Origin of the sequence: Aphanothece hegewaldii CCALA 016 (assembly GCF_003007785.1) — a bacterium.
Lineage (GTDB): Bacteria > Cyanobacteriota > Cyanobacteriia > Cyanobacteriales > Microcystaceae > Chroococcus > Chroococcus hegewaldii.
In genome coordinates this window covers 135616-160652 of record NZ_PXOH01000002.1, presented here as the reverse complement: position 1 = coordinate 160652, position 25037 = coordinate 135616, and the positions used below count along the sequence as shown (strand labels likewise).

The window sequence follows — 25037 nt, the reverse complement described above, 5'->3', positions numbered from 1 at the left end:
TAATTAACCCGTGGAAGAAAGGCAGATCGCACAGGCCTCGTCTTTGAAATGCGGTGTACCGCGTGACTAATCATCTATTGGATGTCCTAATGCTCTTAGTTGTGCCTTTAGTCTTTCTATTTCTTGTTCGGCTGCAGAAGCCCTAGCTTGTTCGCGTTCGGCTCTAGCTTGCTCTCTTTCGGCTCGTTGTGCCATTTCCTCGTAGGTTTCAAAGGGTTGACCATCGGGACGAAATAAAAGAAGTTGTCCGTCTTGACTCAGACTAAAGCGAATTCCCAAGCGTGGACTCACCCAACCTTCTATGTCTTCAATGGGTTCTAACCAGTCATTTTGACGACGAAAACCTCCCAAACTTTGACGGTCAGGGTCATAAATATAATATTCTTCTACTCCATAACGATCGTAAAATTGAAATTTGCGACTCATTTCTGGGATGGTGTTTCCTGGAGAAATAACTTCAAACACCACTTGAGGACAAATGTTATCTTCTTTCCACTGCTGATAACTGCCTCGATCGCCCTTGGGTCTACCGAATACGACCATTGTATCGGGTGCTTGCCGTAATTTGTTGTTTCCTTCGACAGGATACCAGAGTAAATCACCTGCCACAAATACATTAGAATCATTGACAAATAACCAATCACAGCCTTTTTTAATATAAACAATTACTTCAAACTGCTTCGTATTGTCTGCCATTGGTTGACCGTCAGAGTCTGGATAATGGATAGATTGCTCAGTTGTAACCATCGTAAATGAGGATGCGTAACGCTAGTTAACCCTAATTTTAGCAACATGAAACCTTTTTAAGGGATCGTCTTTGGGGACAAGAGATATGGCGCTATGATAGAACTCGATTCTGTAAAGATTTGACAAGAAAGTACGCAACGGATTGCAAATCTACTAAAATCTGAGCAGCACCTTAACAAAAGAATAATTAACTTTAAAACTAGAGGGTTGTTAGCAAAGATAACGTTAAATTAACCTTAACTAATAAGCTGCTAACATAAAAGTTTTAGCTTTAATCTTAGGTACGCTTAAAAAAGTAGTCGGGAAGGCAATCTAATTCTAGTAACTAGATTGGGACTCGGTAGAGAGGTTCGTAGTTAACCCATTACGGTTAAAAGCGTATTGTAAAGTTTTAACGAAACTATAGCTAAATCTAAGCAAATATAGTTAAATATTAGCTATAGCACCTGAAAAACTTAATAGTCCTTAAAGTTATCAGGTTGTCAACAAGGAAAAGTTAACTTGAACTCTTAACATTATAAGCTGTTGACGTAAAAACTTTAGCTCACTAGAACAATTGCTGAAACAATCAAAGTAGTCGGGAAGGCTAACGTAAGTTAGGGACTCGGTAGAGGTTGTGTAGTTCAGCCAGCAGAGTTAAAATACTGCAAAGCTAATCAATAGTCGGTGTAATATTTGACTATAAAATTAGTAACTATAAAGCTAATTCTAGGACTCAATGCAATATTTGCGTATAGAATTAGTAACTATTACAATAATGATTCAAACCTACCTAAACTGACTTTAAAAAATCCCTACTGTTGTCAGCCTCAACTATGAATAGTCCTTTTTTAAACCGTCTCAAAAGTCCAGAACGCCCCGTACTCGTTTTTGATGGTGCGATGGGAACCTCATTACAGACCCAAAATTTGACCGCAGAGGACTTCGGCGGGGCAGAATATGAAGGATGTAATGAGTATCTGGTACACACCAAACCAGAAGCCGTAGAGAAGGTACACAGAGGCTTTTTAGAAGTGGGTGCAGATGTTATTGAAACCGATAGTTTTGGTAGTACTTCGATCGTTTTGGCCGAATACGATCTAGCCGACAAAGCTTATTATCTCAACAAACGAGCCGCCGAAATTGCGAAAAAAGCCGCCAATGAATACTCTACACCAGAAAAACCGCGTTTTGTAGCTGGTTCTATGGGTCCTGGAACCAAATTACCGACATTAGGACATATTGACTTTGATACTCTCAAAAATGCCTATGTTGAACAAGCAGAAGGATTATATGATGGTGGCGCAGATTTATTAATTGTTGAAACCTGTCAGGATGTTCTACAAATTAAAGCAGCATTAAACGGTATTGAAGAAGTTTTCACTAAAAAAGGTAATCGTATTCCGATTATGGTTTCAGTAACAATGGAAACTATGGGAACCATGTTAGTCGGAACTGAAATTAACGCAGTAGTCTCGATTTTAGAACCCTACAATATTGATATTTTGGGGCTAAATTGTGCAACTGGGCCTGATTTAATGAAACCCCATATTAAATATTTAGCTGAACATTCTCCCTTTATTGTTTCTTGTATTCCCAATGCTGGTTTACCCGAAAACGTTGGCGGACAAGCACATTATCGACTGACTCCTATAGAATTAAGAATGTCTTTGATGCACTTTATCGAAGATTTAGGAGTACAAATTATCGGGGGTTGTTGTGGGACTCGTCCTGATCATATTAAAGCATTAGCCGAAATTTCAAGCACATTAAAACCAAAAGAACGTCATCCCGAATACGAACCCTCAGCCGCTTCGATTTATTCAACACAACCTTATATACAAGATAATTCTTTTCTCATCGTTGGGGAAAAATTAAACGCCAGTGGATCCAAAAAATGCCGAGAATTACTGAATTCAGAAGATTGGGATAGTCTCGTATCGATGGCAAAATCTCAACTCAAAGAAGGGGCGCACATTTTAGATGTTAACGTCGATTATGTCGGAAGAGATGGCGTAAAAGATATGAAAGAATTAGCCTCTCGTTTAGTTAATAATGTGACGTTACCTTTGATGCTAGACTCGACAGAATGGGAAAAAATGGAGTCAGGATTAAAGGTAGCAGGTGGAAAATGTATTCTTAATTCTACTAACTATGAAGATGGCGAACCGCGTTTTTATAAAGTATTAGAATTAGCTAAACAATATGGTGCAGGTATTGTTATTGGGACTATTGATGAAGAAGGAATGGCGCGTACTGCTGATAAAAAATTTGAAATAGCTAAACGCGCTTACAATGCTGTTGTAGAGTATGGAATTCCAGCATCAGAAATCTTTTTTGATACTCTCGCTTTACCCATTTCTACAGGAATTGAAGAAGATAGAGAAAATGGTAAAGCTACTATTGAATCAATTAAACGCATTCGAGAAGAATTACCAGGTTGTCATGTTCTTTTGGGTGTTTCTAATATTTCTTTTGGGTTAAATCCCGCAGCAAGACAAGTCTTAAACTCAGTCTTTTTGCATGAAGCAATCGCTGTCGGAATGGATGCAGCGATTGTTAGTGCAAATAAGATATTACCGATGGCCAAAATTGAGCTAGAATATCAAGAAGTTTGTCGAGATTTGATTTACGATCGCAGACGTTTTGATGGTGATATTTGTATATATGATCCACTGACTAAACTAACCGAGATTTTTACAGGAAAAACCACGAAAAAAGATGCTTCTAAAAATGCTAGTTTACCCGTAGAAGAAAGACTAAAACAGCATATCATTGATGGCGAAAGAATTGGTTTAGAAGATAGTCTAGCAGAAGCTTTAAAAAATCATCCCCCACTAGAAATTATTAATACTTTCTTACTGGATGGTATGAAAGTTGTAGGAGAGTTATTTGGTTCGGGACAAATGCAATTACCTTTTGTTTTACAATCCGCACAAACCATGAAATCTGCGGTAGCTTATTTAGAACCATTCATGGAAAAAGAAGACTCTAATAGTAGTGGGAAAGGAACTTTTATTATTGCAACCGTAAAGGGCGATGTTCACGATATTGGTAAGAATTTAGTTGATATTATTCTGACTAATAATGGCTATAAAGTGATTAATTTAGGCATTAAACAGCCTGTCGAAAATATTATTCAAGCTTACCGAGAACATAACGCCGATTGTATTGCAATGAGTGGATTATTAGTTAAATCTACAGCATTTATGAAGGAGAATTTAGCAACTTTTAATGAAGAAGGTATTACCGTTCCTGTGATTTTGGGTGGCGCAGCTTTAACCCCTAAATTCGTTAACGATGACTGTCAGAAAACTTATAAAGGTCAAGTAATATATGGAAAAGATGCCTTTGCTGACCTCAATTTTATGGATCAACTAATGCCCGCAAAATCAGCAGGAAAATGGGATGATCTGAAGGGATTTTTAAGCGAAATAAGTTTAGAAGAAATTATAGATATTTCATTAGATAATGAATTAGAAGTTAATCCAGATACTATTTTTGTCGATTCTGATGAGAAAGCAAAAGAAGAAAAAGTGATTGATACCCGACGTTCTGAATTTATAGATGTTAACATTGAGCGACCAAAACCGCCTTTCTGGGGAACTAAATTATTACAAGCGGATGAACTTTCTTTAGAGGAAATATTTAAGTATTTAGACTTACAAGCTTTGTTTGTGGGACAGTGGCAATATCGCAAACCCAAAGAACAATCTAGAGAAGAATATGATCAGTTTATCCAAGAGAAAGTTTATCCAATTTTAGAAGAATGGAAACAAAAAGTAATTAATGATAAATTACTGTGTCCAACGATACTTTATGGTTATTTTCCCTGTCAATCAGTCGAAAATTCTCTGTTAATTTATGATCCAGAAATCATTCAGAATTCAGGTGATAAAATACCAGAAAATCTAGAACCGATTACAGTATTTGAATTCCCGCGTCAAAAATCAGGTCGCCGTCTGTGTATCGCTGACTTTTTTGCCCCAAAAGAATCAGGAATAATTGATGTTTTTCCAATGCAAGCAGTAACCGTTGGTGAAATTGCGACAGAATACGCAAAAAAACTCTTTGAAGCAAATCAATATACCGATTATCTATATTATCATGGAATGGCGGTTCAAACAGCCGAAGCTCTTGCCGAATGGACACACGCAAGAGTTAGAAAAGAATTGGGATTTGCTAACTTAGAACCTGATAATATTCGAGATATTTTACAACAACGTTATCAAGGTTCGCGTTATAGTTTTGGTTATCCCGCTTGTCCGAATATTCCAGACCAATATAAACAACTGGAATTATTAGGATGCGATCGTATTAAAATGTATATGGATGAAAGTGAGCAACTTTATCCCGAACAATCAACCACTGCGATTATTGCCTATCATCCAACTGCTAAATACTTTAGTGCATAAATTATGATCACTTCTATAGAAGAATGGTTACAAAATCCTTTTCCTTCTACTGAATGGGTTGATGGAGAAATAATCGAGAAAAACGGAAAAACTTTAAAACATAGTAAGATTCAAGCAGAATTTGCTTATCTTTGGGGAAACTATGTAGAATTAAGTGGACAAGGGGGAGAAGTTTACACTAATGTTCCTTGTCGTACAATTAAACAGGGACGTTCACCCGATGTTGCTTATTTAACACCAGAATTAGTCGCACAATACGGAAATGAAAAAGTATTACCCCAAAGCTTCCCCTTGTGTGTGGAAATCGTTTCACCAACTGATTTAGCAGAAGAAGTTATCTTAAAATCACAAGAATATTTACTTTCAGGAAGTGAAGAAGTTTGGTTAGTATATCCTGAAAGTTATTGGATTATTGTTCTAACTCAAGAAACTAAAACTATTTTTGCTGGTAGTGATGTTGTCAGTACTCAAAAAATTCTTTTAGGGTTTAGTATTGCTGTCGATGAATTATTATCGTGAATCAAGATAAGAAACTTAATGTACACTTAGTTTAGTTTCTGAGCTTATTCATATGTCTTCATCTATACCGACTATTCTCGCCCTAGACTTCGATGGTGTAATCTGTGATGGAATCCTCGAATATTTCCAAACCACTAAACGCACATATTGCAAAATTTGGGATTTAGATAATATTGAATCACTCGATCAATTTGCTGAGTTATTTTATCCCTTACGTCCTGTGATTGAAACAGGGTGGGAAATGCCAGTATTATTAAGAGCATTAGTTTTAGGCATATCTTCCCAAGAAATTAGTCAAAATTGGCCAAGAGTCGCCGCCAAAATTGTTACTACAGAAAAACTTGATCCGAAATTCCTTTCTTATGAACTCGACGCAACACGAGATCAATGGATAGAATCAAATTTAGATGAGTGGTTAGCATTACATCGTTTTTATCCTGGTGTTGTAGAAAATCTCGATAAAATTCTTCATTCTCCAACGCAACTTTATATTATTAGCACCAAAGAAGGACGCTTCATTCAACAACTCTTTCAAGAAAAAGGCGTAAAAATTCCCAATAATACTTTATTTGGCAAAGAAACCAAACAGCCTAAATATGAGATTATCCGAACAATCCTCAAAAAACATTCAGAAACATCCTCCCATCTATGGTTTGTGGAAGATCTTTTAAAAACTTTACAAAAAGTCAAACAACAACCCGATTTAGCAGAAACAGGATTATTTTTAGCAGATTGGGGCTATAATACACAACAAACTAGAGAATCGATCGCAGGTGATCCCTCCATTAACCTGTTAACTCTCGCACAATTTACCCAACCCTTTTCTAACTGGCGGTAACTCATCAACTATGCTAGACTTAGCCAAACTTGCTGAACAAATACCAAGCATTAGCCAACACTTCAAAAACGAAGTCACAGCGAGTCGTCAACGGGTTGAACGAGCCGAATTTTTATTAAAACAAACCCAAGCAAAACAACAAGAATTAATCGAAATTCATCAAAATTGGCACAATCGTTTTATTTTCTCTGCTGGTATTCCCGTTGAACCCTTAGACACCCGTATTACTCTTTCTGCCGCGCCCTACCGTCATAGTGTTTTTGCCACCGATGGCTCACAAATCGCCCCCTCACACCATGAAATAGCCTATTGTTATCTAATTAATATCGGTCGAATCATGCTACATTATGGGCAAAATTTATATCCTTTACTCGATAGTATTCCCGAAGTTTATTACAAACCAGAAGACATTTATCTTTCTAAACAATGGGGTATCAAAGTCGAAGAATGGATGGGCTATCGTCGCACCGTCTTAGAAGCACAATTATTATCAGAAATGGCGTGTCGCTGGGTTAAACCACCGGGGGCGCACTATGAACCTAATTTAGCAATGATTGATGGCTCATTAATCTACTGGTTTTTTGATAGTTTACCCAACGAAGCAAAAGAATTAATTCTCCCTCCCATTCAAAACGCTTGGGAAGAATTACGCAAAGCAAACATACCTTTGATGGGCTATGTCAGCGCGTCTCGGAGTAATGAAGCAGTCAACTTTCTCCGTTTACAAGCTTGTCCCCATGATACCCCTAACTGTGTGATGAATTGTGGGGAGCTAATGGACGAAAAAACACCCTGTCATGTCATTCATCCCCTACGAGATGCCGCCTTATGGGGTTATTTACTCGAACCTGGGCAACGGGGCCCTTTATGGCGTAGTTCTCTAAGGATTTTGAACTTATATGAAGAAGCCCAATGGGTCTACTTTTGTTATGTTAACGTAGGTACTGAAATTGCTCGGATCGAAGTTCCTGCCTGGGTTGCTGAAGATACAGAATTGTTTTCTCAGTCCTTGAGTCTCATGTTAACCCAAGTCAGTAAAGGGTATGGTTATCCCGTTGCTCTCGCAGAAGCCCACAATCAAGCCGTAATTAGAGGGGGTGACAGGGCGAGATTTTTTGCTTTACTCGAAGGACAAATGCTTAAAGCCGGGTTACGCAATGTGGGAACTTCCTACAAAGAAGCACGGAAACGGGGAAGTATTGCTTAATGTTTTGCGGTTATTGCGATCTTATTGGTACGGTTCTACGTCTAAAGGAAGTGGACTAATCTAGATACTATGAGGAAGAGATGAGAATAACTGCCACAGGATGTAATAGAAATGATCGTACAAAATGGGTTAAGGTCAAAACTCAGTGATCTTTTCTCTTTAGCTAAACCCTCCAAAGAAACCGAAAATAAGGGTTACAATTCACACGAATGTAATACCAGTGAATGGGTAAGAAGTAAAACTAATAAGGCACAAGGTGAATGGTTTTCGGCGATCGCCACACTTGAATCATTATTATTAAACCATGCTCCAGCAACAACCGAGCCAACACCACAAGGTGTAATTCTATCGGGTCCCTGTTCTGTATTAAGTCATCCTGAATTAGTCTCGATGTATCAATTTGGTCTTTTTGCCCCAAAACCGCTTAAAGAATGGGATATAGCCAGATTTCAACTCCCCGCATCTTCTAATACTCAACCCCCATTTCAGTTCAACGGTAATATAATTGAACTGCCGTTACTTCCTTATGATCCTCTCGCAACCGAACAATTTTGTCTTGTTTTTACCAATCAGTTTAGCCTAATAATGGTTTTGGGTGAGGATGACTGGGGTCTTCCGGCTTTTCATTTTACTTTTGAACCCCATATCATCGAAGAAAGTTGGGACATTCTACAATCTCGTATTCTTCCCTTACAAAGACAGCAACTTAAATCTTTCATTACCCAATTTACCCCACCAACACCCGACTATCGTATCGTCATGGAGTTTAGTCGGCAACTGCTACAAAATTTACCCGAAATATCCGCAATAGAAGCGAGAAAAACACGGATTAATCTCGAAAAAATTAGTAATTATACAGAGGATCAAGCCTTAAATAGCTGTCAACCTTCTGAAATGGAGCTTTTACAGGCTTTAACTCATGAAATCCGCACGCCCTTAACAACCATTCGGACAATGGTACGTTTATTACAAAAACGTAATAAATCGGCACCAGATATATTAAAGTATTTAGATGTCATTGATCTTGAATGTACAGAACAGATTAATCGGATGGAACTCATTTTCCGTGCCGCCGAAATGGGTATGACTTCGACAACAGAAAAGCCTGTTCATCTGATTCCCTTATCATTAGAACAAATCTTTCAACAAAATATACCGCGCTGGCAAAAACAAGCCGAACGGCGTAACATCACTTTAGATGTTATTCTTCCCAAAAAATTACCTCAAGTCGTCAGCGATCCTGGGATGCTAGAACAAATGCTCACGGGTTTAATCGAAAAATGTACCCGTACCGTTCCCCCTAATGGACAGATTCAAGTTCAAGTATCAACCGCAGGACATCAACTCAAACTACAATTTTTAAGCCAATCTTGCCCAAAAACAAACCCTCTTAAAGCTATTGGTCAATTATTGATGTTTCAGCCCGAAACTGGTAGCTTAAGTCTTAATATGGATGTTACTAAAAATATATTTCATGCTTTGGGTGGTAAATTCGTTGTTCGTCAGCGTCAGCAAGAAGGGGAAGTCTTAACCATCTTTTTACCTCTTGGCAAAGGTAAATAAATTAGTTATACCTGAATAAAAAGTACATCGATGCGGTGTTGGTGAATATCATTACAAACCAGTATCGTAATTTATACTAAATTTAACCTAATTTTGTAAGTAATATCCGAGTGGAAGACGCGGAGAAAGCCACCTGAAAAGCAAATACCAGAGCGTCCGTTCAGCCAGTTAATTTGGCATTACAACACTTAATAAAACTTAGTATATTCCTCGTATAAATACAAAAACTTTATTTATTGAAGCTTTTGTAAAGGAATTGTGAGAGAATAAATAAAGTATTGAGCGATTGTAATCATACTTTGTAATTTTTGTTACGGTTGAATATTGTAATTCTTTATAATCTGTTTTTTTTGAAGGGTTCAAGCTGATTTTTGTCTGGTATGGCGATCAAAGTGATTTTAAGTAAATCCATCTAAAAAAAAACTAGAAAAAAATTATAGAAGCCGTGTTTTTAACGTTCCAACTTTTATGGGAGCCAAGTTACATTAAAGCTGTAGAAAACAAAAAACATTAGCAAACAATAAAGAAAAAGGAATCGATTATGTCTTCATTCAAAATCATTTCAAATCAATCTATCCCATGTCTGATGCTATCTGGAGTAGTCGTAGCAAGTTTAATCGGTTTGAATTCAGTAGCTATGGCAAAAGACGTTAAAGCACAGGAATTAACAAAAACTCAGGCTTCACAAAATACAAACAATCCACCTCAAGAAACAACCCACTCAAAATGGGGATGCGGTGTCAAGCGTTGCTAATTGACATAAGTTGTGTTTTTAATGAAAGGCTAGATTCGTTTAAAGATATAATTAATAGCAATTGTCTGCTATTTGTATATTTTTTATCGCGTTACTAATCCTCATCTAAACTAAAAGGTAATAAAACATTACCGATGGCTCTAGATGAAGTAAAGTAATATAGGCTTATTCATCATGAAACCTGATTTTTACCGATGGTTAAAAATAATTAGTCTAAGTTCTTGTTTATTCAATCGTGCAGTATTGGGACAAATCATTCCAGATGGTACTTTACCGACACAAGTTGAAGTTAATCAGCAAAAAATTGTAATTACAGGCGGTCAACAAGCAGGAAAAAACTTATTTCACAGTTTTAATGAATTTTCCGTACCTATCGATCATTCGGTTTCTTTTGATAATTCCCTCACCATCGATAATATTATTAGTCGAGTGACAGGCGGTAAGGTTTCTTTGATCAATGGTTTAATTCAAGCCAACGGTACAGCCAATTTATATATCATTAATCCAATGGGTTTTATTTTTGGACCCAATGCGACAATTGATTTAGGAGGTTCTTTTATTGCCTCAAGTGCTAGTAGTATCAAGTTTGCTGATGGTCGTGAATTTGGGGTTAATCATCCAGAAACTTCTTTATTAACGGTAGCTGTTCCAATTGGCTTACAATTTGGTCAGACGACTCCTGGAGCAATTATCAATCGTTCTCAAAGTCTTCCCGTCAGTTCTAATGATACACCTAGTGGTCTTAAAGTCAAATCGGAAAAAACGATCGCTTTGATTGGCGGAACAATTACATTAGAAAATGGCAATCTCACCGCTTTAGCCGGAAGAATTGAAGTAGGTAGCGTCGCTGAAAATAGTTACGTTAGTTTGACTCCCATCTCTAAAGGATTAGAATTAGGTTATGAGAGCGTTCAAAACTTTTTAGATATTTTTATGTTGCAAGAATCGATTATTGATGCCAGTGATAATGGTGGTTCAGTCAAGATTCAGGGACGCAACATTACACTTAAAGAAGGAACACAAATTGGTTTGATTCCTCTTAATGATCAACCCACGGGAAACCTAATTATTAATGGGTCTGAGTCTGTTGTATTAATTGGTGAAAAAAATCAAACTCAACGTGCATCCAGTACGGGTTTATATGTTTTTGGTGTTGATATAGATGGTGGCAATGTTATTATCAACACTCAAAGATTTTCCATCTCGGATGGAGCGATAATAAATATCGAAACATTTGGGCAAGGAAAAGGCGGTAACTTAACGATTAATGCCTCTCAAATAACAGAAATAATGGGGACTGGATTTCTTGAGTCTACAGTATTATTTACAGGTGCATTAGACAAAGGCGATGGCGGAAATATTACGATTAATACGGGTTCTTTAATCATTAAAGATGGTGGTCAAATTACCGCTAATACCCTAGGTGAAGGAAAAGGGGGTACTATTTCGATTAATGTCGCTCAAACCCTTGAAATTATCGGTCAAGGGATCACCACTTCTGATGGAAGAGTTTCACCCAGTCTCATTGCTGCTTCATCTGGCGATCGAACTGTTGGAAGTACAGGGAATGGTCAAGGTGGTAGTATTGATCTTAAAACCGATCAACTCATCATTAAAGACGGTGGACAAATTACCGTTGAAAGTTTTTTGAGTGGTGCGGCGGGAACTCTAACGGTTAATGCAAACTCTATTGTTTTAGATCAGCAAGCTAAAATCACAGCTATTGCGGAGAATAATGACGGAAATGGGGGAGAAATTCGCATAAATGCTAAAGATAGCTTAGAATTACGCAACAATAGTTCAATTACTGCTGAAGTAAATTTCCAAGGTAGTTCAGGCAACGGCGGTAATATTTCAATCGAAACACCTTTTATTTTTGCTGTACCCAGAGAAGATAGTGACATTGTAGCGGATGCAGGTCAAGGCAATGGGGGTAATATTAATATTACTGCTTTAGGTCTTTTTGGTATTCAAGTTCAACAAGGTCAACGAATTCCACTCAGTGAGATCAACGCAAGCTCTAGAACGGGTTTATCGGGTATTGTGAGCATTAATCGTCTTAGTGCAGACTCTCAAAGTAATTTAGTCATACTTCCCACGACAGTCATCAATACCGATAACTTAATCGTCTCTGGTTGCCGAACTCGAATTGAAACAGCCGGGGAATTTTCTATTAAAGGAAGAGGGGGTTTACCCGTTGACCCCAATCAAACCATTAGTCATAATCAAGGATTAGCCGACTTAGGAAGTCCTTCAACTCCAGAAACTCGTCATTTTAATGTGTCTCCTCCCATAGATAGCTCTAAATCCACTCTTGAGCCAATTATTGAAGCCCAAGGCTGGATGAGAAATGAGCAAGGACAAATCATCCTTACCGCCAGAGCAACAGCCGTGACACCCCAGGCTTATAATAACCCAACAAAATGTAGTGGGCCTTGACCACTAACAAGCTCAATGATTAGACCAATAAAGCCTAACATAGCTAATCTGCCATTCCATACCTCAGCCGCCGTCGTCATTCCCCATTCCCAACTTTCTTGGGGATACATTTTCATATTCTTAACAGGATGGGTGACTTGATCAAAGGTAGTCGGTTCTTCTTCAAGAGACTTAGCCACCATCTGCGCTAAAGAATTAATGAAAACAGGGTGAGTATTTAAAGCGGGAACTCGATGAAAATTGGCGATTCCTGCTTCTTCGGCGATTTCGCGGTACTCGATATCAATTTCTTGTAAAGTTTCGATATGTTCTGAAACAAAACTAATCGGCACGACGACAATATCTTTAACACCTTGTGAGCCAAGTTCTTCTAGAGCATCTTCGGTATAAGGTTTAAGCCATTCGACAGGGCCGACCCGACTTTGATAAGCAAGAGTATATTGATTTGGGCGATTTAGTGTTTTCATCACCAGACGAGTACATTCTTCAATTTCTCTTTGATAAGGATCGCCGGCTTCTTCAACATAGCTTTGAGGAACACCATGAGCGCTGAAGAAAATATGAGCCTGATCAGGATTTGAACACTGGTCTAATTCTTGGGCAATTAAATCCGCCATCGACTGTAGATAGCCTGGATCATTATACCAAGAGGGAATGAGGGTATATTCAATTTGTCTAAGAGTCGGATCTTCTTTCCACATCTCTTCGATGATCCGAAAACTTGAACCACTGGTACTGATGGAAAATTGAGGATATAGCGGTAAGATAACCAGTTGTCTGATGTTATCTTGTTTGATCTTGGCGATCGCTTCTTCCGTAAAAGGGTGCCAATAACGCATCCCAATATATACTTGTACTTGTTTGCCAATCTCGGTCAAACGATTTTCTAACGCTTCGGCCTGCGCTTCTGTAATTTTTCTTAAAGGTGAGCCTCCGCCAATTTGCAGATAATTAGCTTGCGATTTTTTGGCTCTTAGTGTCGAGATTAACCAAGCTAAAGGCTTTTGTAAACCTTTGATCGGCAACCGAATGATTTCTGGGTCAGAAAAAAGGTTAAATAGAAAAGGACGAACATCCTCGATCTGATCTGGCCCACCTAGATTTAGCAACAGAACCCCAACACGACCCATAGCATTCATCAATGAATTGTTTTTTTAATATTCTTTACCAAGTTTAACAATATATTGGTTTTATGGTTAACACAAATTATTGAATACATCGATTTTAATGGACGGATATTACAGATGGCTACCATTCTAAGAACACTCAGCTATAAATATCAATGGCTCTATGATGGGATCTCCAGTCTAGCCACTTTAAGCGTCGGTGGAGAAACAAAATTCCGTCGTCTGGCCTTACAAGGCTTAACAATTGATTCTAATACTCCCATCCTCGATCTGTGTTGTGGAGCAGGACAAACGACCCGTTTTCTCGTCCAATTTTCCGATCAAGTTACGGGTTTAGATGCTTCTCCTGTAGCCTTACAACGAGCCTCTTTAGCCGTTCCTCAAGCTAAATATGTTCAAGGATTAGCCGAACAAATGCCCTGCAAGGATCAACAGTTTGATATTGTTCATAGTAGCGTTGCTCTTCACGAAATGGAAACCGAACAACTTAAGCAAATTTTGGCTGAAGTTTATCGCGTTTTAAAACCTGATGGAGTGTTTACGGCGATTGATTTACATCGTCCGACTAATCTTTTATTTTGGCCACCTGTAGCGACTTTTATGTGGCTTTTTGAAACTGATACCGCTTGGCAACTTCTGAAAACGGATTTAATTCAATTATTGCAAGAAGCTGGATTTAAAAACACTCGACAAACTCTTTATGCTGGAGGGAGCTTACAAGTGGTTCAAGGAATGAAGTAGGCTCTTTGTATGACGTGCTTTTAAGTTAACCTATTCTGATTTTATTAATAATTTGCTATGACTAAATCGAAACTGTTACAACCTGACTTGATTTTAGGAGATACCATCCTCAGTCTGACTCCGAATATTTTACAAGACAACAACATTAAAGGACTGATTTTAGATGTTGATGAAACACTTGTACCAATTCGCTCGGCCGAGGTTTCTCAAGCGTTACAACAGTGGGTTGAACAAATTCGCCCGATCGCTACAATATGGTTAGTTAGTAACAATGTCAGTGAAGTTCGCATCGGCAAGATCGCCCGTTCTATTGATGTACCCTATCTTTTGGGCGCGATTAAACCATCACGTCGTAAACTTCGTCTCGCTATAGAAGCTATGAATTTACCCTCAAATCAAGTGGCAATGGTTGGCGATCGCTTATTTACCGATGTCTTAGCTGGTAATCGTTTGGGCTTATTTACGATTCTCGTTGAACCGATGATCGATCCTGCTCTTGCCGCTCGTTCCTACCCCGTCCGTAATTTAGAAGTCTGGATCTCTAAAAAACTGGGCGTTTCTCTGGCTTATGTGCAACAAAACTTAACCAATACTGACAAAACATCATCAAACTAAATATAAAGAAATAATTAAGGAATTGGGATTTGTAAGAAATATGGTGAATTCTATATATAGATTCAAATGAGGTCAGCTAATATAAAGACCTTAAACATAAAAAGCCTCCTATGCAGTAGTGTGTAAGCTAGACCAACTTTTCAGGACTTAGCTTACACTCTTAGTTTTTAAAGAGTCATTTAGAAAAGGACCCAATTTGTCGATGAGTCTAAAGTTGTATTTGTTGCGACATGGAGAAACAACCGCCAGTCTGACGGGTTCTTACTGCGGTAGATTGGATTTAGAACTAACGCCATCAGGCGCGGAAATGGCGAAAGATTTTGCCAAATTTTATCAAGATTTACCTTGGACTGCCGTTTATTGTAGCCCTCTAAAACGAACTCTAGCCACCGCTAAACCTATATGCGAACTCCTTGGACTAGACATTAATCTTCGAGATGGCTTAAAAGAAATTTATTATGGTCAATGGGAAGGCAAAAGCCCCGAAGAAGTTAACCAAGAATATCATGATGATTATGTACGCTGGTTAGCCGATCCTGGATGGAATGCGCCCACAGATGGCGAAAAAGGGATCGATATTTCTCGCCGTAGTTCAGAAGTATTAGAAGAAATTGAACATACTCACAGCAGTGGTAATATTTTAATCGTTTCTCATAAAGCGACAATCCGCATCATTTTATGTTATTTACTGGGAATTGATGTCGGACGCTTCCGCGATCGCATTGGAATGCCCGTAGCTTCAGTGAGTGTTGTCGAACTCGCAAGACATGGGCCATTAATTCATGTAATGGGCGATCGTTCTCATCTCAGACAAGACCTTCGTAAACGACTCGGAACGTGATTTTATATGAGTTTAAAACTCTATTTTCTGCGTCATGGACAAACAGCCTACAGTAAAACCGGCGGTTACTGCGGGACACTGGAGAACGACCCTGGATTGACTCCAGAAGGCTTGAAAATGGCTGAATCCTTTGCCGAAATGTATCAAGATATCCCCTGGCAAGCTGTGTTTGTAAGTCCCCTAAAACGCGCTAAACAGACAGCAGAACCGCTATGTCGAAAGTTAGGGCTAAAAATGCAAATTCGGGAAGGGCTCAAAGAAATTGCTTATGGAAAATGGGAAGGAATGCACCCAATAGATGTCGATCGAGAATTTCATGACTTATATGTGCGGTGGTTAACCGATCCCGCGTGGACTTCTCCCCCCGGTGGTGAAAGAGGAATTGATATCTCACGACGTTCTTCTGAAGTGATTGCAGAAATTGAACAACGATACAGTGAGGGAAATATTCTTTTAGTTTCCCATAAAGCTACGATTCGGATTATGTTGTGTAGTTTAATGGGAATTGATATCGGACGCTATCGAGATCGGTTTTTAATGCCTGTTGCGGGGGTTAGTCTTGTCGAATTAGGAGATCGTGGCCCTTTATTTCATGCGATCGCAGATCGAACCCATCTCGATGAATATCTAAAATCTTTGCCTTCTACTTAATCAAATTCAGGGGCCCAAATTTCTGATATTGTCAGTTCCCATCCTGGTAAAACATCAGGAACCGTTAAAATATCCCCATCTCGTAAAAATATTGTTTCTTGTCCATTTCGATACACCTCCATCGTGTGAGTGCGTGGATCGACTAAAACCCCAACTTGTGTACCGAGTTCCAAAAAAACTTGTATTTTCTGACGTAATTTTTCAATTGAATCTGTCTTCGATTTGACCTCAAAGATTAAATCGGGTACAACTCTAGCATAATCAGGTGTGGTGCGTTTGAGGCGATCAGCCCGAATAAAAGAAACATCCGGCGATCGAACATCTTCTGTTTCATTCGGTAGAATAAAGCCAGCACTTGAGCCTAAAACTCGCCCTAATTTCCGTAATCTAACCCAATTGCTTAACAGTCGTGCAATTTCTAACGCTACTTCTTCAGATTCTAGACCAGATGGACTCATAATAATAATTTCTCCGTTGATCAACTCCATCGGATAGTTAGGGATCTTGCTTATGAATCTTTCTAAGTCTTCGGCCGTTAGAGACATCAGCTTTAACCTCCAATCGATTTAAGTCTATTTTATCGGAAAAAATTGCAGTCATATCCCTCAAGCTAAGATATGATGTATTATGCAGCAGATCACGCTCAAAGCGACTTTTAAGAAAATACTTGTGTCTTATAGATTTAAAGACTAGATTTAAAGACAATCAAGAATTTTCTCTAAGTTCGATCGATAAAAATACATTTGGCATGATATAACATTTTTTAATCCGATCTGCGCTCGGTGCGTGATTCATTACTATATATTGCTGTTGCATGGTTCTGTCAGGAGGAATCAACAAAAAAATGAAAAATCTATTTCGTGTTTGTGCTATTCTGCTAGTTTTGTTAGGGGGACTTTGGTTTAGTTCTCCTTCATATGCTGCGATCACCAGTCGTATGAATGAGGCTGATGCTAAATTAGCTACTGAGTATGGTCAAAAAATCGACTTAAATAATAGCCATATTCGAGAATTCCGCGAATTGCGCGGGTTTTATCCGACTTTAGCTGGTGTCATCATTAAAAACGCCCCTTATGATGATGTTAATGACGTTCTCAAAATTGCTGGCTTGACTGAAACACAAAAAGAACGTTTACAAGCTAATCTTGATAAATTTACCGTGACTGAACCTTCTAAAGAGTTGATCGAAGGTGACGATCGCATTAATCCAGGTGTGTATTAAGTCCTAAATAAAAATAAATAATTGTTTTAACCCATTGCTAAATAATTAGTTATGGGTTATTTTTTAAGCAAACAAAAAGAAAAGGAAAGACCCGAAACGATCGCATCTTTCCTGATATTCATTCTACTTTTCTAGTATACCGACGGGTATTTCTAAATTAAGGGTTCTGCCTTGTCGATCCAATTGTAATGAAAGATTTTTGCCAATTGGTGTTTTTTCGACAATATCTTGCACACTACTCGGTTGAATGACTGTTTCGCCATCAATACGAGTGATCACATCTCCTGGTTTCAATCCTCCATTAGCAGCAGGAGAATTAGGCATAACTCGAACAATCAAAACCCCTTCATTTTTACTAACGGCGTATTCTTGACTCGCTTGTAATTGATCTTTGATTTCTGGGGTTAACTGTACCATCTGCACCCCTAAATAGGGATGATCGACTTTACCATTAGTAATGAGTTGATCGGCTATCACTTGAGCTTTTGTAATGGGAATGGCAAAACCTAACCCTTGTGCATTACGAATAATTGCTGTATTAATTCCGACAACTTCACCACGAGCATTGAGTAAGGGCCCGCCAGAATTTCCGGGGTTAATAGCTGCATCAGTTTGAATAAAATCAACTCGTTTGTCAGCTACTCCAATTTGTGCCCCACTTCTACCCGTTGCACTAATAATTCCTGTTGTTACAGTATTATCTAATCCTAATGGGTTGCCAATAGCGATCGCCCATTCACCTACTTCTAGACCATCCGAGTTACCTAGTTTCGCAATGGGTAAGTTCTCTGCTTCGATTTTAACGACAGCGACATCGGTTAGGGGATCAGTTCCTAAAACTCTTCCTTTAAAGGTTCGACCATCTTTTAAAATAACCGAAACTTCATCGGCTCCATCGATCACATGAGCATTTGTTAGAATCTTTCCATCGGTACTAATAATAAATCCTGAACCCGTGCCGCGCTGAACTTCTTTATCTGGTGTCGCAGGCATTTGAGAACCAAAAAAGCGCCGGAAAAAAGGATCGTTAAACATCTCAGGTTGTTTAGCAGAAACGGTTCGAGATGAGTTAATCTGAACGACAGCCGGTCCAACTTGTTTGACGACTTGAGTTACATAATTTGTTGGTACTGCTATAGAGGGTATCGGTGCAGTTGATGGATTATTTTGTGCTTGAGCGACTGCGGTTTGATTGATAATCTCTGGATGTTTTAATATATAAGTCCCGCCAATTCCCATTCCTGCGCCCGTTAGAAGAAGCGCACCGTAACCAATTAATTTATTTAAGGGGGAAGTAGTCATATCCCGTATTTTATCTCGTCTTTTTTTCTATTGTAGTAAATAATGAAAGTCAGCTAATCGGTGTAAGGAGCGTTCGGGAAAACGGCATGATAGCTGACAATTTCTAATATAGGTAACTGATGTGACGTTTACTTGACAAAGGTATTAAATTTCTATTACAGAACGGGAAGAAAACCCAATTCTTACTATCGGATCATTTGCAAAGCCTTATGACGATGCTTGATCTCACTCTAGTTATACCGCCTTCAAGAGACTAGCAAATTTTTCGCAAATTGAACAAAGATAAATCTAAAGAAATAATTAAATTTTTTATTAAAAATTATTTTTTAGATATTTTGCCTTTTGAAAAAGATGTTATATCATCATAAGATAAGAAAAATAAAGCTTATACGTGGAACTACCGAAAAAAAAGACTGACTTAAAAGGTTTTATCTTTTGAATAACAGGATATAATCGGGAATAGTTTGAAAGATTAAACTAAATTTATAACATTTATAATTATAAAATATATGAATAGTATCAAACAAAAAATCGAATCAATATTACATCAGTTACCAGATGATTGTTCAGTCGAAGATATACAATATCATTTGTACGTTTTAGAAAAAGTGCGTCAAAGTTTGAATATATCGGGACTCGAAAACACAATAAAACAGGAGGATGTTGAGGGGATTCTCAGTAAATGGCTTATCGAGTAATTTGGTCATCAAAAGCAGTAGAAGATGTTGATGCAATTGCGACTTATATTGCTCGTGATTCGCCTTCCTATGCGGCGGCTGTGGTACGACGTATACTAGATACGACTCATCAACTTAAAGAAGATCCGATGACGGGCAAAGTTCCACCAGAATTTACAGAAGAAAGCGTTAGAGAAAAAAATGCTTACACCTATCGTATCATCTACCAGATCCAAGATGAAAGAGTAATTGTAGCGGCGATCGTTCATACCAAAGCATTAATTGTTATGGAAGTTTAAAATATTATTTATTTAAGATGAAAAATGCAAACTGTTTCCCTTTTATCTTTAGTTAATGCTGAATAACGAAATAAAGGAGAAAATGCCAGAATGAAAGAGTTTAGAACATGGGTCAGAGAAATTCTTAAGGCAACTTAATAATTAACTTTTTCGGTTATCTCACCATCAGCCAACCTTTTATCGGGTCTACTCCTTGGGTTAATCTAGAAAATAAATATAAGTCCGCAAACGGAAAGAGCAATATGACTGCAACGGTAATTGATAACCCTCTCCTCATTGGTCAAGGACTACCCCCTTTTGAAAAAATTAAATCAGAACACGTTATCTCAGCGATGACGGAACTCCTTAGCGAACTCGATAAGGAATTAACAAATTTAGAAAATAACATAACGCCAACTTGGACAGGTTTAGTTGAACCCCTAACCCGTCTAGAAGAACGTTTAAACTGGAGTTGGGGAATTGTCGCCCATTTAATGAGTGTCAAAAATAGCCCAGAACTTCGACAAGCTTACGAAACAATTCAACCGCAAGTCGTTCAATTTTATACTAAACTAAGTCAAAGCCAAGCCCTTTATCAAGCATTTAAAACCCTAAAAGAAAGCGATACTTGGTCTAGCTTAGAACCTGCACAACAACGCATTGTTGAAGCATCTATTCGGGATGCAGAATTATCGGGTGTTGGACTAGAAGGCGAAAAAAAAGAACGGTTTAACGCGATACAACTAGAAATGGCCGAACTGACGACCAATTTTTCTAATCATGTTTTGGATGCAACCAAAGCGTATAAACTCAAACTCACCCAAAAAGAAGAAATAGCCGGTTTACCCGAAAGTTTACTATCTTTAGCAGCACAAACAGCACGCACTCTTGGCGAAGAAAATGCCACACCACAAGAAGGACCTTGGGTTATTACCCTAGATTATCCTAGTTATATTCCCTTCATGAAATATAGTGAAAATCGGGAATTACGCGAAAAAATCTATAAAGCATCCATTAGTCGGGCATCGAGTGGGGAATTAGATAATAATCCTCTGATTATTCGTATTCTCGAACTCAGAAAAGAACAAGCGCAACTTCTCGGTTATGAGAACTATGCTGAAGTTAGTCTAGTCCGAAAAATGGCCGCTAGTGTTGAAGACATCGAAAAACTTTTAGAAGAACTTCGTAAAGTTAGCTATGAGTCAGCCAAACAAGACTTAGCAAACTTAAAAACTTTTGCAAAAACCGATGATTTAGCCCCTTGGGATATAGCATATTATGCCGAAAAACAAAGAGAAGCTAAGTTTAACTTTACTGCCGAAGAATTACGCCCCTATTTCCCGTTACCCCGCGTTTTAGATGGGTTATTTGGCTTGGCTAAACGAATTTTCGGCGTAACTATTACTTCTGCTGATGGAGAAGCCCCCATCTGGCAAGAAGATGTAAGATATTTTCAGATAGCCGATGAAACTGGGGAAGTTATCGCCCATTTCTATCTCGACTCCTATAGTCGTCCTGCGGAAAAACGCGGCGGCGCATGGATGAATGATTGCATCGGACGTGCCAAAATAAAAGTAGATAATCGAGTAGTGACACGTTTACCGGTAGCGTATTTAATCTGTAATCAAACCCCACCCGTAGACGGAAAACCGAGTCTGATGACTTTTGATGAAGTGAATACTCTTTATCATGAATTCGGTCACGGATTACAACATATGTTAACAAAAGTCGATTATCCTGGGGCTGCAGGAATTAATAATGTCGAATGGGATGCGGTTGAGTTGCCCAGTCAATTTATGGAAAACTGGTGTTACGATCGCCCTACCCTGTTTAATATGGCCAAACACTACGAAACTGGCGAAACTTTACCCGAACATTATTACCTAAAGCTACTCGCTGCACGAAACTATATGAGTGGTACGGCGATGCTTCGTCAGTTACATTTTAGTCTAGTCGATTTAGAATTGCATTCTCGCTATCAACCAGGTGGCAACGAAACCCCTAACCAAGTTCGGCAACGCATCGCAAAAACAACAACCGTAATACCTCCTTTACCCGAAGACGCTTTCTTGTGTTCTTTCTCCCATATTTTCGCGGGCGGTTATGCTTCGGGATACTATAGCTATAAATGGGCTGAGGTTTTAAGTGCCGATGCGTTTTCTGCATTTGAAGAAGCAGGCTTAGACGATGAGAAAGCAGTTTTAACCGTTGGTCATCGTTTTCGTGATACGGTTTTAGCATTAGGCGGCAGTCAACATCCGATGGAAGTTTTCAAAGAATTCCGAGGACGTGAACCGTCTACAGAACCGTTACTCAGACACAATGGTTTGTTACAAGCTGTATAGGATAATTGTAGAGACGTGCGATCAGCGCGTCTTTATATTTGTTTAGGAAATTATCAGAGAGGAATCTTGAATATATCTGCTGTTAAGATTTACGATCGCTCTTATTGGGGTATACTCGAACTCAATGGAAATGATCGATCGCTTTTTCTGCACAATCAAACAACAAATCAAATTAATTTCTTAAAACCAGGACAAGGGTGTGATGTCGTTTTTGTCAACTCTACTGGACGAACTTTAGATTTAGCGACAGCCTATATCACTGAAGAAAGCATTTTAATATTAGTGTCTCCAAACCGTCATAAATTTTTAATGGACTGGATGGATCGTTATATTTTCCCAATGGATAAAGTTACTGTAACAGATCGATCGCCTGAATTAGCGATTTTTACTCTATTGGGTTCTGGATGTCGTGAGTTTTTAGAACAATTCGGCATCAGCAATATTTTAGATCAACCGGAAGCGAGTCACGAATTAGTCGAGTTAGAGGGAATTCAAACGAGAATAGCTGTAGGAACCGGTTTAGGACTAACGGGTTATACCTTAATACTTCCCATTGCTAAAGCGTCTTCTTTGTGGCGAAAACTCACCGAAAAAGGTGCAAGTCCGATGAGCGATCAAACTTGGGAACAATTACGCATTTCCCAAGGACGACCAATGCCAGACCAAGAACTTACAGAGGATTATAATCCATTAGAAGCCGGTTTATGGCGGGCAATTTCCTTTAATAAAGGCTGTTATATTGGTCAAGAAACTATTGCTCGTTTAAATACTTATAAAGGCGTTAAACAAAGATTGTGGGGGTTACAACTCAGTCAAAGCGTCGAACCCTTAACCCCAATCTTTTTAGAAGGAGAGAAAATAGGGATCGTCACTAGCTGTATCGAAACATTACAAGGTGCGATCGGTTTAGGGTATATTCGGACGAAAGCAGGTGGGGAAGGAATGACTGTTAATCTGGGTGATGTGACAGCAAAAGTCATCGCTGTTCCTTTTTTAAGTCATGACTATTATGATCCTTCATCTTAAACGAAATAAAGACAATTAGGCTTTATTTTTGATTCATCGTTTCAATTATGACCGCCTTGATCCCTAGTTGAATTATTCTGATGATAATTTTGCAAATCTCCTTTCCTTTTTGAGCCTAATTGTTGTAGCATAATCGACAAGTGATAAAAATTTTAATAACAGTCTAGGTAATAATGCTTTCAATCAATGAAAACAACTTTAAAAAGCTTGTTTTAGAATCGCCATATCCTGTATTAGTTCATTTTTGGGCTCCTTGGTGTGGACTTTGCCGGCTGATTCAACCCAATCTCTTAAAGTTTCAAGCACAATGGGAAGGACAAGTGCATATAGTCGGAGTCAATGCCGATGACAATTTCCGTCTCGCTAATACCTATCGTTTACACAATTTACCCACGCTAATTCTTTTTGATGGTGGTGTACCCGTTCAACGCATTGAAGGAATGACCAGTCGTGATGAATTACAAAAGCTTTTAAACAATTTTGCCATTAATTCGGTTGTCAGGTCGGCTTAACGTCCTAAACTGTGGAGTTGATTAATCACTGTTACACATTGTTCTGTAACTTGTTCTAAATCTTCCCGTTTCGTCGAACTAGGTGGGCTGATTAATTCTCCAATCCGAATTGTTATGGGAACTGGACGAGGTAAAGGTGAACCTTTGAGCAAGATTTTCTCAGTTCCCCATAAACTAACGGGCAACAGGGGCACATTGGCTTTGGCAGCGATGAGGGCTGCCCCCAATTTAGGCTCAGTAATTCGCCCATCCAAGGTACGGGTTCCATCTAAGAAAATTCCTGCCGCCCAACCCTGTTGTAAGGTGTTTAAAGCGGCTCGAATGGCATTGCGATCGCTCGTACCTCGTTTGACTGGATAAGCTCCATAAAGGCTAATTCCTTGGCTCAGGAGTGGTATTTTAAAGAGTTCTTCTTTGGCCATATAAGCTACAGGACGACGCATCGCACAAGACAAAAACGGCGGATCAAAATAACTAGCGTGGTTGCTAACAATAATTAAAGACCCTTTTAGGGGTACGTTTTGCGCTCCGTAAATTTTTCCTCGAAAATAGGCATTAAACAAAGGAGTGATGAGCGACCATTTCAAAAGGTGATACAAAACTAAACTGTTTAATGGTTCACGTTCTTGATAAGGTGTTATTTCAGACTTCATTAGGATTTTTTCTTCAAATAACGCACAGATTCACCATAGTACATACTAATATGTTCCCAAACACTAACGCAAAAGTGATCTTATGTTCTACGATAGAACGATTCGTTTAGCCGATACTGATGCAGCAGGGGTCATTTATTTTGCTTCTCTGCTCTCTATCTGTCATGAAGCTTACGAAGCTTGCCTAGAAAAAACGGGAATTAGTTTACAACCCTTTCTCAAAGATGCCTCTTGTGCTATTCCTATCGTTCATGCTGAGATTGATTTTCAGCGACCTATCTATTATGGCGACCAAATTAGAATTACCGTTACACCTCAATTTTTAAGCGAAACCGAATTCGAGAGCGAATATCTGATTACAAAAATTTCCGAACCCGAAACATTCGCTTTAGCCAAAACACGTCATGTCTGTATTGACCCCCAGAAAAGACGCAGAATGCCTTTACCCACTTCTATCATGGCTTGGCTAGATACAAAGAATTGATAAAAAATCAATAAACTGTAGGAATGTTTACAAAAATTTCCATTTCTTAAATGGTAGAAAGTGTCAGGCTAGATTTATAAATAAATAGACGTAGACTAGCAT

At 38.6% G+C, this 25037-nt stretch carries 23 protein-coding genes; 18 read left to right on the top strand and 5 right to left on the bottom strand.

What is annotated here, in order from left to right; translation table 11 throughout:
- Window positions 1-66: 66 nt before the first annotated feature.
- A complete protein-coding gene (locus C7H19_RS02665) occupies window positions 67-747 on the bottom strand; it encodes a Uma2 family endonuclease (protein ID WP_106455340.1) in 681 nt (226 codons plus the stop codon).
- Window positions 748-1562: 815 nt separating this feature from the next.
- Between C7H19_RS02665 and metH the strand changes: the two genes are divergently transcribed.
- The 7 genes from metH (at window position 1563) to C7H19_RS02630 (ending at window position 12461) form a co-directional block, all read left to right on the top strand.
- The gene (metH, locus tag C7H19_RS02660; protein WP_106455339.1) at window positions 1563-5141 is read left to right on the top strand and encodes a methionine synthase; all 3579 of its coding nucleotides are present in this window, start codon (window positions 1563-1565) and stop codon (window positions 5139-5141) included.
- Window positions 5142-5144: 3 nt separating this feature from the next.
- Complete coding sequence (locus tag C7H19_RS02655; protein ID WP_106455338.1) at window positions 5145-5660, top strand: Uma2 family endonuclease; 516 nt, start codon at window positions 5145-5147, stop codon at window positions 5658-5660.
- 52 nt (window positions 5661-5712) lie between these two features.
- On the top strand, window positions 5713-6498 hold the full coding sequence (locus tag C7H19_RS02650; protein WP_106455337.1) for an HAD family hydrolase: 786 nt from the start codon (window positions 5713-5715) through the stop codon (window positions 6496-6498).
- A 10-nt stretch (window positions 6499-6508) separates the two neighbouring features.
- Window positions 6509-7705, top strand: a complete 1197-nt coding sequence (locus C7H19_RS02645; RefSeq protein ID WP_106455336.1) for a DNA double-strand break repair nuclease NurA — start codon at window positions 6509-6511, stop codon at window positions 7703-7705.
- Between the two features lie 111 nt (window positions 7706-7816).
- On the top strand, window positions 7817-9268 hold the full coding sequence (locus C7H19_RS02640) for a sensor histidine kinase (protein ID WP_106455335.1): 1452 nt from the start codon (window positions 7817-7819) through the stop codon (window positions 9266-9268).
- 541 nt (window positions 9269-9809) lie between these two features.
- Window positions 9810-10022: a hypothetical protein gene (locus tag C7H19_RS02635; protein ID WP_106455334.1), complete on the top strand. Its 213-nt coding sequence runs from the start codon at window positions 9810-9812 to the stop codon at window positions 10020-10022.
- A 174-nt stretch (window positions 10023-10196) separates the two neighbouring features.
- Window positions 10197-12461, top strand: coding sequence for a two-partner secretion domain-containing protein (locus C7H19_RS02630; protein ID WP_106455333.1), 2265 nt, complete (start codon window positions 10197-10199; stop codon window positions 12459-12461).
- Here C7H19_RS02630 and hemH read toward each other — a convergent pair.
- Window positions 12428-13591 (bottom strand): ferrochelatase, encoded by a 1164-nt coding sequence (hemH, locus tag C7H19_RS02625; protein ID WP_106455482.1) that lies wholly within the window; start codon window positions 13589-13591, stop codon window positions 12428-12430. The two genes, C7H19_RS02630 and hemH, sit on opposite strands and share 34 nt — an antisense overlap.
- A 114-nt stretch (window positions 13592-13705) precedes the next feature.
- Here hemH and C7H19_RS02620 point away from each other — a divergent pair, with 114 nt between their 5' ends.
- From C7H19_RS02620 to C7H19_RS02605, 4 genes are all read left to right on the top strand, one after another.
- Entirely contained in the window at window positions 13706-14329 is a 624-nt protein-coding gene (locus C7H19_RS02620; protein WP_106455481.1) for a class I SAM-dependent methyltransferase, read from the top strand.
- Window positions 14330-14386: 57 nt separating this feature from the next.
- Window positions 14387-14944 (top strand): YqeG family HAD IIIA-type phosphatase, encoded by a 558-nt coding sequence (locus tag C7H19_RS02615; protein WP_106455332.1) that lies wholly within the window; start codon window positions 14387-14389, stop codon window positions 14942-14944.
- 202 nt (window positions 14945-15146) lie between these two features.
- Window positions 15147-15785 (top strand): histidine phosphatase family protein, encoded by a 639-nt coding sequence (locus tag C7H19_RS02610; RefSeq protein WP_106455331.1) that lies wholly within the window; start codon window positions 15147-15149, stop codon window positions 15783-15785.
- Between the two features lie 6 nt (window positions 15786-15791).
- Window positions 15792-16436, top strand: coding sequence for a histidine phosphatase family protein (locus C7H19_RS02605; protein WP_106455330.1), 645 nt, complete (start codon window positions 15792-15794; stop codon window positions 16434-16436).
- Here C7H19_RS02605 and C7H19_RS02600 read toward each other — a convergent pair.
- Window positions 16433-16981: a Uma2 family endonuclease gene (locus C7H19_RS02600; RefSeq protein ID WP_106455329.1), complete on the bottom strand. Its 549-nt coding sequence runs from the start codon at window positions 16979-16981 to the stop codon at window positions 16433-16435. The genes C7H19_RS02605 and C7H19_RS02600 overlap by 4 nt on opposite strands.
- Before the next feature lie 299 nt (window positions 16982-17280).
- On the opposite strand from C7H19_RS02600, the gene psbU reads away from it, so the two are divergent.
- Window positions 17281-17658, top strand: a complete 378-nt coding sequence (gene psbU / locus C7H19_RS02595) for a photosystem II complex extrinsic protein PsbU (protein ID WP_106455328.1) — start codon at window positions 17281-17283, stop codon at window positions 17656-17658.
- Window positions 17659-17781: 123 nt separating this feature from the next.
- Here psbU and C7H19_RS02590 read toward each other — a convergent pair whose 3' ends face one another.
- Window positions 17782-18960: an HhoA/HhoB/HtrA family serine endopeptidase gene (locus C7H19_RS02590; RefSeq protein ID WP_106455327.1), complete on the bottom strand. Its 1179-nt coding sequence runs from the start codon at window positions 18958-18960 to the stop codon at window positions 17782-17784.
- A gap of 509 nt (window positions 18961-19469) precedes the next feature.
- Between C7H19_RS02590 and C7H19_RS02585 the strand changes: the two genes are divergently transcribed.
- The 5 genes from C7H19_RS02585 (at window position 19470) to C7H19_RS02565 (ending at window position 23798) form a co-directional block, all read left to right on the top strand.
- On the top strand, window positions 19470-19658 hold the full coding sequence (locus C7H19_RS02585) for a hypothetical protein (RefSeq protein WP_106455326.1): 189 nt from the start codon (window positions 19470-19472) through the stop codon (window positions 19656-19658).
- Entirely contained in the window at window positions 19643-19936 is a 294-nt protein-coding gene (locus C7H19_RS02580; protein ID WP_106455325.1) for a type II toxin-antitoxin system RelE/ParE family toxin, read from the top strand. Before C7H19_RS02585 ends, C7H19_RS02580 begins: the two co-directional genes overlap by 16 nt.
- Before the next feature lie 242 nt (window positions 19937-20178).
- Complete coding sequence (locus C7H19_RS02575; RefSeq protein WP_106455324.1) at window positions 20179-22260, top strand: M3 family metallopeptidase; 2082 nt, start codon at window positions 20179-20181, stop codon at window positions 22258-22260.
- A gap of 66 nt (window positions 22261-22326) precedes the next feature.
- The gene (ygfZ, locus tag C7H19_RS02570; RefSeq protein ID WP_245927248.1) at window positions 22327-23286 is read left to right on the top strand and encodes a CAF17-like 4Fe-4S cluster assembly/insertion protein YgfZ; all 960 of its coding nucleotides are present in this window, start codon (window positions 22327-22329) and stop codon (window positions 23284-23286) included.
- A gap of 170 nt (window positions 23287-23456) precedes the next feature.
- Entirely contained in the window at window positions 23457-23798 is a 342-nt protein-coding gene (locus C7H19_RS02565; protein WP_106455322.1) for a thioredoxin family protein, read from the top strand.
- On the opposite strand, the gene C7H19_RS02560 is transcribed toward C7H19_RS02565, so the two are convergent.
- Window positions 23795-24451, bottom strand: coding sequence for a lysophospholipid acyltransferase family protein (locus C7H19_RS02560; protein ID WP_106455321.1), 657 nt, complete (start codon window positions 24449-24451; stop codon window positions 23795-23797). The two genes, C7H19_RS02565 and C7H19_RS02560, sit on opposite strands and share 4 nt — an antisense overlap.
- An 82-nt stretch (window positions 24452-24533) precedes the next feature.
- Between C7H19_RS02560 and C7H19_RS02555 the strand changes: the two genes are divergently transcribed.
- The gene (locus C7H19_RS02555) at window positions 24534-24935 is read left to right on the top strand and encodes an acyl-CoA thioesterase (protein WP_106455320.1); all 402 of its coding nucleotides are present in this window, start codon (window positions 24534-24536) and stop codon (window positions 24933-24935) included.
- The last annotated feature ends 102 nt before the right edge of the window (window positions 24936-25037 follow it).

What these genes read in the sequence shown, in the direction of transcription:
- C7H19_RS02665 (WP_106455340.1), bottom strand. Translation starts at nt 747, where the DNA reads ATGGTTACAACTGAGCAATCTATCCATTATCCAGACTCTGACGGTCAA.
- metH (WP_106455339.1), top strand. Translation starts at nt 1,563, where the DNA reads ATGAATAGTCCTTTTTTAAACCGTCTCAAAAGTCCAGAACGCCCCGTA.
- C7H19_RS02655 (WP_106455338.1), top strand. Translation starts at nt 5,145, where the DNA reads ATGATCACTTCTATAGAAGAATGGTTACAAAATCCTTTTCCTTCTACT.
- C7H19_RS02650 (WP_106455337.1), top strand. Translation starts at nt 5,713, where the DNA reads ATGTCTTCATCTATACCGACTATTCTCGCCCTAGACTTCGATGGTGTA.
- C7H19_RS02645 (WP_106455336.1), top strand. Translation starts at nt 6,509, where the DNA reads ATGCTAGACTTAGCCAAACTTGCTGAACAAATACCAAGCATTAGCCAA.
- C7H19_RS02640 (WP_106455335.1), top strand. Translation starts at nt 7,817, where the DNA reads ATGATCGTACAAAATGGGTTAAGGTCAAAACTCAGTGATCTTTTCTCT.
- C7H19_RS02635 (WP_106455334.1), top strand. Translation starts at nt 9,810, where the DNA reads ATGTCTTCATTCAAAATCATTTCAAATCAATCTATCCCATGTCTGATG.
- C7H19_RS02630 (WP_106455333.1), top strand. Translation starts at nt 10,197, where the DNA reads ATGAAACCTGATTTTTACCGATGGTTAAAAATAATTAGTCTAAGTTCT.
- hemH (WP_106455482.1), bottom strand. Translation starts at nt 13,591, where the DNA reads ATGGGTCGTGTTGGGGTTCTGTTGCTAAATCTAGGTGGGCCAGATCAG.
- C7H19_RS02620 (WP_106455481.1), top strand. Translation starts at nt 13,706, where the DNA reads ATGGCTACCATTCTAAGAACACTCAGCTATAAATATCAATGGCTCTAT.
- C7H19_RS02615 (WP_106455332.1), top strand. Translation starts at nt 14,387, where the DNA reads ATGACTAAATCGAAACTGTTACAACCTGACTTGATTTTAGGAGATACC.
- C7H19_RS02610 (WP_106455331.1), top strand. Translation starts at nt 15,147, where the DNA reads ATGAGTCTAAAGTTGTATTTGTTGCGACATGGAGAAACAACCGCCAGT.
- C7H19_RS02605 (WP_106455330.1), top strand. Translation starts at nt 15,792, where the DNA reads ATGAGTTTAAAACTCTATTTTCTGCGTCATGGACAAACAGCCTACAGT.
- C7H19_RS02600 (WP_106455329.1), bottom strand. Translation starts at nt 16,981, where the DNA reads ATGTCTCTAACGGCCGAAGACTTAGAAAGATTCATAAGCAAGATCCCT.
- psbU (WP_106455328.1), top strand. Translation starts at nt 17,281, where the DNA reads ATGAAAAATCTATTTCGTGTTTGTGCTATTCTGCTAGTTTTGTTAGGG.
- C7H19_RS02590 (WP_106455327.1), bottom strand. Translation starts at nt 18,960, where the DNA reads ATGACTACTTCCCCCTTAAATAAATTAATTGGTTACGGTGCGCTTCTT.
- C7H19_RS02585 (WP_106455326.1), top strand. Translation starts at nt 19,470, where the DNA reads ATGAATAGTATCAAACAAAAAATCGAATCAATATTACATCAGTTACCA.
- C7H19_RS02580 (WP_106455325.1), top strand. Translation starts at nt 19,643, where the DNA reads ATGGCTTATCGAGTAATTTGGTCATCAAAAGCAGTAGAAGATGTTGAT.
- C7H19_RS02575 (WP_106455324.1), top strand. Translation starts at nt 20,179, where the DNA reads ATGACTGCAACGGTAATTGATAACCCTCTCCTCATTGGTCAAGGACTA.
- C7H19_RS02560 (WP_106455321.1), bottom strand. Translation starts at nt 24,451, where the DNA reads ATGAAGTCTGAAATAACACCTTATCAAGAACGTGAACCATTAAACAGT.
- C7H19_RS02555 (WP_106455320.1), top strand. Translation starts at nt 24,534, where the DNA reads ATGTTCTACGATAGAACGATTCGTTTAGCCGATACTGATGCAGCAGGG.